This is a genomic window from Promicromonospora sp. NPDC060271 (assembly GCF_042726755.1).
Taxonomy (GTDB): Bacteria; Actinomycetota; Actinomycetes; order Actinomycetales; family Cellulomonadaceae; genus Promicromonospora.
In genome coordinates, this window is the sequence record NZ_JBHXBG010000037.1 from 25394 (window position 1) to 34708 (window position 9315).

At 71.4% G+C, this 9315-nt stretch carries 9 protein-coding genes; 4 read left to right on the top strand and 5 right to left on the bottom strand.

The window, feature by feature from the left end:
- The first annotated feature begins 11 nt into the window (after window positions 1-11).
- Together ACFWE2_RS08380 and ACFWE2_RS08385 are read left to right on the top strand one after the other, a co-directional pair.
- A complete protein-coding gene (locus tag ACFWE2_RS08380) occupies window positions 12-923 on the top strand; it encodes a DUF4031 domain-containing protein (RefSeq protein WP_377223756.1) in 912 nt (303 codons plus the stop codon).
- Window positions 924-1031: 108 nt separating this feature from the next.
- The gene (locus ACFWE2_RS08385; RefSeq protein WP_377223757.1) at window positions 1032-1655 is read left to right on the top strand and encodes a vancomycin high temperature exclusion protein; all 624 of its coding nucleotides are present in this window, start codon (window positions 1032-1034) and stop codon (window positions 1653-1655) included.
- A gap of 82 nt (window positions 1656-1737) precedes the next feature.
- Here ACFWE2_RS08385 and ACFWE2_RS08390 read toward each other — a convergent pair whose 3' ends face one another.
- The 4 genes from ACFWE2_RS08390 to ACFWE2_RS08405 form a co-directional block, all read right to left on the bottom strand.
- Complete coding sequence (locus tag ACFWE2_RS08390; protein WP_116673652.1) at window positions 1738-2220, bottom strand: hotdog fold domain-containing protein; 483 nt, start codon at window positions 2218-2220, stop codon at window positions 1738-1740.
- Between the two features lie 38 nt (window positions 2221-2258).
- Window positions 2259-3893 (bottom strand): succinic semialdehyde dehydrogenase, encoded by a 1635-nt coding sequence (locus tag ACFWE2_RS08395; RefSeq protein ID WP_377223758.1) that lies wholly within the window; start codon window positions 3891-3893, stop codon window positions 2259-2261.
- 105 nt (window positions 3894-3998) lie between these two features.
- Window positions 3999-4478 (bottom strand): GNAT family acetyltransferase, encoded by a 480-nt coding sequence (locus ACFWE2_RS08400; protein WP_377223759.1) that lies wholly within the window; start codon window positions 4476-4478, stop codon window positions 3999-4001.
- Window positions 4475-5599: a GuaB3 family IMP dehydrogenase-related protein gene (locus ACFWE2_RS08405; RefSeq protein ID WP_116673649.1), complete on the bottom strand. Its 1125-nt coding sequence runs from the start codon at window positions 5597-5599 to the stop codon at window positions 4475-4477. The genes ACFWE2_RS08400 and ACFWE2_RS08405 overlap by 4 nt, the downstream gene beginning before the upstream one ends.
- Window positions 5600-5814: 215 nt before the next feature.
- Here ACFWE2_RS08405 and ACFWE2_RS08410 point away from each other — a divergent pair, with 215 nt between their 5' ends.
- On the top strand, window positions 5815-6537 hold the full coding sequence (locus ACFWE2_RS08410; protein ID WP_377223760.1) for an exonuclease domain-containing protein: 723 nt from the start codon (window positions 5815-5817) through the stop codon (window positions 6535-6537).
- Between the two features lie 52 nt (window positions 6538-6589).
- Here the strand turns inward: ACFWE2_RS08410 and ACFWE2_RS08415 are convergent, their stop codons facing one another.
- Complete coding sequence (locus tag ACFWE2_RS08415; protein ID WP_377223761.1) at window positions 6590-7228, bottom strand: Rid family hydrolase; 639 nt, start codon at window positions 7226-7228, stop codon at window positions 6590-6592.
- Window positions 7229-7578: 350 nt separating this feature from the next.
- Between ACFWE2_RS08415 and ACFWE2_RS08420 the strand changes: the two genes are divergently transcribed.
- The gene (locus ACFWE2_RS08420; RefSeq protein ID WP_377223762.1) at window positions 7579-9192 is read left to right on the top strand and encodes an FAD-dependent oxidoreductase; all 1614 of its coding nucleotides are present in this window, start codon (window positions 7579-7581) and stop codon (window positions 9190-9192) included.
- Window positions 9193-9315: the final 123 nt, after the last annotated feature.

Here is a 9315-nt window from a genome sequence, read left to right on the forward strand (position 1 = left end):
AGGCTCGCCCCGTGACCGTCTTCATCGACCCACCCGCCTGGCCCGCGCACGGGACTCTGTTCTCCCACCTGGTCTCGGACGGGTCGCTGCAGGAGCTCCGCCTCTTCGCCCGGGCGGCCGGCGTACCCGACCGCGCGTTCGACCTCGACCACTACGACGTCGCCGCCTCGCGGTACGACGCGCTCGTCGCCGCCGGCGCGGTCCCCGTCGAGGGCGGCGACCTCGCCCGGCGGCTGGCAGCCTCCGGCCTGCGGGTCTCGGGCGCCGAACGAAACCGCGCCAAGCGGGCGACGCTCCTGATCCGCTGGGCCGACCTGTGGGCCGACCCGGGTCTCGCGTACCAGGCGGGCGAGGACCTGGTGGACCGCTGGCGCGAGCCGCACCGCGTCTACCACTCGACGTTGCACCTGGCGACGGCCCTGGACGCGCTGGACTCGATAGCCGCCGACAGCGGGCTCACCGAGCGTGCCCTCTGGCGCGCCCGCCTGGCCCTGTGGTTCCACGACGCGGTGCACGACGGCGTCGCGCAGCAGGACGAGGAGCGGTCGGCGGAGCTGGTCGCCGAGCTGCTCGGCCCGCTCGCCGGGTCAGGTGTCACGGCCGAGGACGTCGCCGAGGTCGCCCGCCTGGTCATGGTCACGGCGGACCACGACCCCGCGCCGGACGACGTCGTGGGCGGCCTGGTCAGTGACGCCGACCTCGCGGTCCTCGGCGCCTCCCCCGCCGGCTACGCGCGGTACACGCACCAGGTCCGCGCGGAGTACTGCGACGTGCCCGACACGCTGTTCCGCGCGGGCCGGTCGCAGGTGCTGCGCACACTCCTGGACGGCGGCCCGCTCTTCCGCACCGCCCCCGGCGTCGCCCGCTGGCAGGCCGCGGCGGAGACGAACCTCCGCGACGAGCTGACGGCCCTCGCGGCGTGAGCGGCGGCCGCGTGGTCGGCAAGATGTCAGGTGGTCGGCAGTCCGAGCTGCCGATCTTGTGACAAGCTGCCGACCACGTACCTGCCTGGACGCGGTAGCGTTCCGGGCGTGACTCCCCTCAAGGTCGCCGCCATCGTCGCGGGTGTGCTCGCCGTCGCCTTCACCGTCCCCGTCGCGATCGTGCAGGGCATCGGGCACGTCCGGGTGCGGCACGACCCGAGCGAGGTCGAGAAGACGGACGCCGTCATCGTGCTCGGCGCCGGGCTCCGCGCCGACGGGACGCCGTCGACCTACCTGCGTCGTCGCGTCGAGGGTGGTGCCGAGCTCTACCGTGCGGGCATCGCGCCGACGGTGATCCTGAGCGGCGACGCGCACGACAACGCCGACGGCACCCGCTACGACGAGCCCGGCTCGATGCGCGCCTGGCTCCTGGACAACGACCTCGGCGTCCCCGATGACGCGATAGTGCTGGACCGCGAGGGCTTCAACACGACTGCCACGTGCCGGCGCGCCCACGACCTGTTCGGTGTGCGCACCGCCGTCGTCGTCACCCAGGACTACCACCTGCGCCGCACCCTCTACTCCTGTGTAGAGGCCGGGCTGGACGCCGTTGGGGTGGGCGTGAGCGCCGCGACCGCGGTACCCGCGCAGGCCGCCTGGTGGCACGTGCGGGAGCTGCCCGCCAGCTGGAAGGCGGCGGTCCGCTCCCTGGCCCGCCGTCGACCCCGCTGACCTGTCAGACCCCCACCGATGTCAGACGCTCCGATCACTCAGGTGACCTGCAGGTCTGACACGTCGCGGAGCGTCTGACCGGTCACTTCTTCTTCGGCGTGACCCACAGGTGGATGGTGCCCTCCACCACCACGGTCCCGTCGGCGAGGACGCCCCGGACGCGCACCGGCAGGTCCCGGTCATCGCCGTCCCACTGCGCCTGCTCCGTCTCGGCCACGCACCTGACGTCGCCCGTCGACTTCGCGAGGTAGGACACCTCCATACCCTTCGGCAGCCAGCGCTTGTCGTCGGGCACCGTGGCCTCGGCGAGCGACCCCATCGCCATCTCGAGCCCGTTGCAGACCGCGATGGCGTGCACGGTGCCGATGTGGTTGCGGTTACGCCACCGGTTGGGCACCACCACCTCCCCGTAGTTCGGCCGCATGTCGACCACCCGCGGGGCGAAGCTGCCGAAGTACGGCGCCTTGAAGGAGTAGACCAGGGAGAAGATCCGCTTGCCGAACAGCCCGCCGATGACCGGCAGTGCGTTGGCGGACTTCCAGAAGGCATGGAGCTGCGTCGTCATGCGCGCGAGCGTACCGGGCACAGTGACGACCGTTCACCTCACGGCATGCGCAGCCTGCGCATCGCGTCGAGGGCAGTCGTCAGCACCCGGCTGGGGGTGTCTCCGCCCAGGCCGTACAGGCTGTCGAGAGTGGCCCCGATCCTGGCGCCCCGCGACGTCACGACGGTCTGCTGCCGCGTGAGGCCGTCGATCGACGCCGCCCCGTGCCTGGCACCCAGCCCGGAGGCCTTCCAGCCGCCGAGCGGCGCCGAGACCGAACCCCAGGTCATCGTGTACCCGTCGTTGATCGCCACCGAGCCCGCCTCGACCCGCGCGGCGACACGGCGCGCCCGGCCCACGTCCCGGGACCAGATCGCGGAGTGCAGGCCGTACTCGGTGTCGTTCATGACGGCGATGGCTTCCTCGTCGCAGTCGACGCGCGAGATCGTCACGACCGGCCCGAAGGTCTCCTCACGGGCGGCCACCGCCTGCGCCGGCACGTCGTCGAGCACCGTCGGGGCATAGAAGTACGGGCCGACGTCGGCGCGGTGCACGCCACCCGCGAGCACCCGGGCGCCCCGGGCGAGCGCGTCGTCGACGTGCGCCGTCACCTTGTCGAGCTGCGCGGCGGAGGTGAGCGAGCCGACGTCCGCCGAGTAGTCGAGCGCCGGGCTGAGCCGCAGGTTCCGCACGGCACGCACGAACTTGGCGACGAACTCCTCCGCGACGGCGGTGTGGACCACCAGGCGCTCGATGGACACGCAGAGCTGGCCGGAGTTCGAGAAGCAGGCCCGCACGATGCCGGGGACGGCTGCGTCGACGTCGACGTCGTCCGTCACGTAGAGCGCGTTCTTGCCACCCAGCTCGAGCGTCGCACCGATGAGCCGCTCGCCCGCTCGCGCGGCGACCTTGCGACCGGTGGCGGTCGAGCCCGTGAAGGCTATGTGGTCCACGTTCTCGATCAGCGACTGGCCCACCTCCGGGCCACCGGCGACGACCTGGAAGAGGCCTGCCGGCAGGCCGGCGTCGTCCAGGGCCTCCGCGGCCCACAGCGCGGTCAGCGTGGTCTGCGGGTCCGGCTTGAGCACCACCGCGTTGCCGGCCAGGAGCGCGGGCAGCGCCTCGGAGAGCGCGAGCACCAGCGGGTAGTTCCACGGCGAGATCGCGCCGACCACGCCGACAGGCCTGCGGTGCACCTGGGCCCCGACGAGCACCGGAACCATGCCACGGACCCTGCGGGACGCGAGGTAGCGCGCGCCGCGCACGGCGTAGTGCCTGGCGACCTGCGCGATGTCCGCGATCTCCTCGAAGGCGGCGCGGCGCGACTTGCCGGTCTCGAGCTGGATCAGGTCGAGCGCCTCGGACTGCCGCTCCAGCACGATCCGGCCGAGCCGCTGGAGGATCCCGGCCCGGTCACGCACCGGCGTCCGGGCCCAACTTCGCTGCGCCACGCGCGCCCGGACGACGCACGCGGCGACGTCCTCGGCGGAGGAGACCGGAAACGTCACGAGCGGTGCGCCCGTGAAGGGGCACATGGACCGGTGCGTACCCGATCCCTCGGAGGTCGCGATCCGAGCCACGAGCGGGGCCATGACCCCTGGCTCGAGGACAAAGGTCCCCTGCGGGTGCTCTGGGTCGAGCACGCCGCCGACCGCACCACTAGCCGCTGCGTCGGCTGCTGCGTCGTCGATCATGGCGCCCACCCTACGCACAAAACCCTGCACCATGTATTGATGGGTGTGTGAAACTGACTTTCACAGCAGGGTCGTCATAGCGCGTTCACCTCGCAGAACGCACTCTCAGGCGGACTCGATCCAGCGCCCCAGAACGGTGCACTCCTGGTCGGTGTAGCCCAACCGGCCGTAGAAATCGAGCACTTCCGCGTTGGTGGTCCGCACCATGAGCTGGATCTTGCGCGCGCCGCGCGCGACCAGCCACGCCTCGGCGGCGACCACTGCGGCCCGGCCCAGGCCCGTGCTCCGCAGCTCCGGCGCGACCGCCACGTAGTAGAGCCAGCCACGGTGCCCGTCGTGGCCGGCCATCGCCGTCGCGGCCACCCTGCCGTCGGCTCGCGCGACCAGGACCGTCGAGCCGCCGCTCGCACGAGCGTCGGCGATGTCGACGTAGGGGTCGTTCCACGGCCGGGTCAGCCCGCACGCCTGCCACAGCTCGACCACCTGGTCGACGTCGGCGTCCGCGATCTCGACGAACTCGCCGTCGGCGGCGGGTGCCGCGGCGAGGACGGGCGCGAGCGGCTCGCCGTCGGGAAGCACGCTCACCGCGGCTGGTACGGCGACACGACGACCTCGACCCGCTGGAACTCCTTGAGGTCGGAGTAGCCGGTGGTGGCCATGGCGCGGCGGAGCGCACCGACGAGGTTCAGGGTGCCGTCGGCCTGCTTGCCCGGTCCGAAGAGGATCTCCTCGAGCGTGCCCACCGAGCCGACCTCGACCCGCTCGCCGCGCGGGAGCTGCGGGTGGTGCGCCTCCGGACCCCAGTGGAAGCCCTGGCCCGGCGCCTCCGCCGCGCGCGCGAGCGCCGCGCCGAGCATGACGGCGTCCGCACCGCAGGCGACCGCCTTGACGACGTCGCCGGAGTGACCCACCCCGCCGTCGGCGATGACGTGCACGTACCGGCCGCCGGACTCGTCGAGGTAGTCACGGCGCGCCGCCGCGACGTCGGCCACGGAGGTGGCCATGGGCGCGTGGATGCCGAGGCTGACGCGCGTGGTGTGCGCCGCGCCGCCGCCGAACCCGACGAGCACGCCCGCCGCACCGGTACGCATGAGGTGCAGCGCCGCCGTGTAGGTCGAGGCCCCGCCGACGACGACCGGCACGTCCAGCTCGTAGATGAACCGCTTGAGGTTGAGCGGCTCGGCGTTGCCGGAGACGTGCTCGGCCGAGACCGTGGTCCCGCGGATGATGAACAGGTCGACACCCGCGTCGACCACCGTCTTGTAGAACTCCTGCGTGCGCTGCGGGGTGAGCGCACCCGCCACCGTCACGCCGGCTGCCCGGATCTCCTTGAGGCGCTGCGTGATGAGCTCCGGCTTGATCGGCTCCGAGTAGATCGCCTGCATGCGCCGCGTCGCCTCGTCACCGGGCAGCGCCGCGATCTCGGCGAGCAGCGGCTCGGGCGACTCGTAGCGCGTCCACAGACCCTCGAGGTCGAGGACGCCGAGGCCGCCGAACCGGCCAAGGGCGACGGCGCTGCTCGGGCTCATCACGGAGTCCATCGGGGCCGCGACGATCGGGAGGTCGAAGTGGTAGGCGTCGATCTGCCAGCCGACCGAGACGTCCTTCGGGTCCCTGGTGCGCCGGGAAGGCACCACCGCGATGTCGTCGAAGGAATAGGCGCGCCGCCCACGCTTGCCGCGTCCGATCTCGATCTCGTTGCTCACCCGCCAAGCCTACCCATCGCACCGGACACGGCGCGCAGGTTCCGGTGATCTGCGGCCGTGGGGCGAGCCACAGTCCTGCCTGCCGTCGACCGAGCCGGACCGGAGTGTCGGTGACCGGTGGCAAGGTTCTCCATGGACGCACCGGAGACCAGGGCAGAGCTGGACGACAGCTGGACGACACGGCCCGGAGACCCCGGTCGAGCAGGGAGGACACCATGAACGAGAGCTGGATCAAGAGGCCGCTGCTTGGCTTCGACACGGAGACCACAGGGGTGGACGTCGCGGGCGACCGGATCGTCACGGCGGCTCTCGTGCTGCGCTCGCCCGGAGTGGGCACGGAGGTCCGCACCTGGCTGATGGACCCGGGCGTGGAGATCCCCGAGGAGGCCGCGGCGATCCACGGCATCTCCACCGAGCACGCCAGGGCGCACGGCGTCCAGCCGAGAGACGCGCTGGAGGAGATAGCGGCCGAGCTCGCCACCCACCTCGCCGACGGCGTGCCCGTTGTCGCCTACAACGCGGCCTTCGACCTCTCGCTGCTCGACTCGGAGCTGCTGCGGCACGGGCTCAAGACCCTTCCCCAGCGCCTCGGGCGCCCGGTGGAGCCGGTGATCGACCCGCTCGTCATCGACCGCTGGCTGGACCGGTACCGCCCGGGCAAACGTCGCCTCGGGGACCTGGCGCAGTGGTACGGCATCACCTCTGACGGCGACCTGCACACCGCCGAGGTGGACGTGCTCGCCACGCTCGACGTCCTCGAGGCACTGGCCCGCCGGTTCCCGCAGCTCGCGCGAATGCCCCTGGCCGACCTGCATCAGCAGCAGATCGGCGCACACCGCCAGTGGGCGGTGAGCTTCAACGAGTGGCGTCGCGAGCAGGGCCTGGTCGGTCCCAGCGCGTCGGGCGTCTGGCCGGTGCAGTACTCGGCCGGCTTCTGACCCGGCACCCGGAGCAACGGCCACGCCCCGGACGCCCGGGGCGTGGCCCGGCTCAGCGGGAGTACACGGCGTCGACCTCGACCTCGACGAGCCACCCGTCCACCGGGAGGTTCTCGACCTCCAGGGCGAAGCGCGACGGGCGAGCCCTGTTGACGACCATCGGTTCGGTCGTCGCCGACCCGAGCTGAACGTCGAGCACCTCGCCCGTGGCCAGGTTCGTGTTGGCGAAGAACTGCCGGTAGGCCCGGTTCCATCCGGCGAAGTCCATCTTCTCCTCGCCCTCTGGGTTCTGCAGGAACACGCGCATGGAGACGACGTCGTCGTAGGACAGGCCGGCACGCTCCAGGTTCGTGCCGATGCGGGTGAGGGCATTGATGCCCTGGGCCTCGGTGAGGGTCACGCCGTCGGGCAGCTCGGCGCCCGGGAAGACGTCGGTCGGGATGTAGCGCTCCTCGGCGGTGGCACCGGGTGCCGTGTTGCTCGCCGCCGGGCCGAGGCCGGAGGACTTGTACCAGGAGAGGTTCTTGCCGATCGCGACACCGTCGGCGATGAGCGGGGTGTCTCCGGTGACGAAGGAGTGGGCGCGGTAGGGGTCCGGCCGGAAGACGTGCCCGGCGGCGAACGCGGTACCGGGGACCGCTACCGCGGCGGTGACGACGACGGCGGCGATGAGCTTCGTGCGGTTCTTCATGGTGCTCCTCCAGCTGGCCGGCCGGGCGCCCTGACGGAGCCCAGGTGCGGTGGCCCGGCGGTCGACACCGGGTGGCGCGTGACGCTAGCGGCGGGGCGTTTCCGGGGGATGACCGTCACGGGTCGCACTGGGAACGGCCGCGCGCTCGATGCCCAGCTCTTCCTGCGCGAACACCGGAATATCCGAAAAGTACCGAAACAACATGGTTACTGCGGGCAATTGCATAGAAACGACGCGGACCCGCCACCGTGACCTGCCCTCCATAACGTCCGAAGCGGTGCTGACGGCGGCGTCCGGCCTCCAGGCCGGGTCCCGCGGCCGTCGGACCTTTCGAACGAGAGGTAGGGACCGTGGTCACCGAGAAGAACACCCCCGGCGTCTCCCGCCGCAACTTCCTCCAAGCCGTCGGCGCGGGCTCCAGCGCCGGTGTCATGTTCGCGACCATGGGCGCGATAGGCCTTGCCCCCACTGCCGCCGCCCAGCCGAGAGCAGAGACATGGGCGCCCCCGCGCGGCAGCGACTTCACGCTGACCGGCCGTTCCGCGAAGAAGGTGGTGGTCGTAGGAGCGGGTCCGGCAGGTCTCGCGACCGCCTACGAGCTGCAGAAGGCCGGCTACCGGGTGACCGTGCTCGAGGCCCGCCACCGGCCCGGCGGGCGAACCCTCACGATCCGCGGCGGGGACTCCGAGACCGACCTCGACGGCGTCAGGCAGACGGCGAGGTTCGCCGACGGCATCTACCTGAACGCCGGCGCGGCCCGCATCGCACAGTGGATGGTCACGATGGACTACATCCGCGAGCTGGGCGTGCCGTACGAGGTCTTCACGAACGCGAACGCCGACGCCTACCTGTACAACGAGAGGTCGGGTGCGACGCCGGGCAACCCGGTCCGCTACCGCACCGCCAAGGCGGACGTCTTCGGCTACACCTCCGAGCTGCTGCACCACGCCACCGACCAGGGCGCCCTGGACCAGAAGCTGACGGAGGAGGACAAGGAGAACCTGCGCTCCTTCCTGCGGAGCTGGGGCTCGCTCGGACCCGACGGGACCTATGCCGGTGGGAGCAACCGCGGCTACGAGACCTATCCGTCGGCGTGGAACGAGCACGGCACGCCGCTGCCCGGTCCCGGCACGGTCTCGGAGGTGCTGGCCTCGAAGGTGGGCCAGTACTTCCCGTTCGAGATCAACTGGGAGCAGTCGATGCTCATGTTCCAGCCGAAGGGCGGCATGGACACGACCTACCAGTACCTGGTGCGGGCGATCGGCGCGCACAACGTCCACTTCAGCTCACCCGTGACGGGTGTGGAGAACACCAGCCGCGGGGTCAGGGTCACCTACCAGCCCTGGAACGGCAGGGACCGGCAGATCGAGGCGGACTTCGCGGTCGTCGCGGCGCCCGCCGGCATCATGCGGCGGTGGGACACCAACTGGGGGCCGGAGATCGACGCGGCGCTGGGCGAGTTCGCCGTGGGCTCGCCGGCCGGCAAGATCGGCCTGCAGTACCGGTCCCGGTTCTGGGAGGACGACCACCGGATCTTCGGCGGGATCACCGAGACCGACATGGACCTCGCGCACCTGTGGTACCCGTCCTACGGGTACGGCGAGCGGAAGGGACTGATCGTCGGCTACTACAACACGGGCGCCAACGCCCGCGCGTACGCCGACATGACGCCGCGGCAGCGGGAGCAGCGCGCCGTCGAGCAGGGTGTGAAGATCCACGGGGAGAAGTACCGCACCGAGCTGGACAGCTCGTTCTCCATCGCCTGGCACAAGGTCCCCCACATCGAGGGCGCCTGGGCCTTCCCGAACACCACGTCCGCCGGCTTCAAGCTGCTGCAGCAGGGGGCCGGCAACGTGTACTTCGCGGGCGACTGGATGTCCGAGATCTCCGCGTGGCAGCACGGCGCCTTCTGGTCGGCGCGCTACGCGGTCCAGACCCTGCACGAGCGCGTCATGTCGACCTGACCACCTGTCAGACTCTCGTGGACGTGTGAGACCCACAGGGCACCGGGGTGGGCGGTGGGTCTGTCGCGTGGGCGAGGGTAGGTCAGGTTGGCCACCGAACCCGTCGCCTCAGAAGCCGCGGTA

Coding starts and splice junctions, on each gene's coding strand:
- ACFWE2_RS08390 (WP_116673652.1), bottom strand. CDS start 2,220: ATGACGACGCAGCTCCATGCCTTCTGGAAGTCCGCCAACGCACTGCCG.
- ACFWE2_RS08395 (WP_377223758.1), bottom strand. CDS start 3,893: ATGATCGACGACGCAGCAGCCGACGCAGCGGCTAGTGGTGCGGTCGGC.
- ACFWE2_RS08410 (WP_377223760.1), top strand. CDS start 5,815: ATGAACGAGAGCTGGATCAAGAGGCCGCTGCTTGGCTTCGACACGGAG.
- ACFWE2_RS08415 (WP_377223761.1), bottom strand. CDS start 7,228: ATGAAGAACCGCACGAAGCTCATCGCCGCCGTCGTCGTCACCGCCGCG.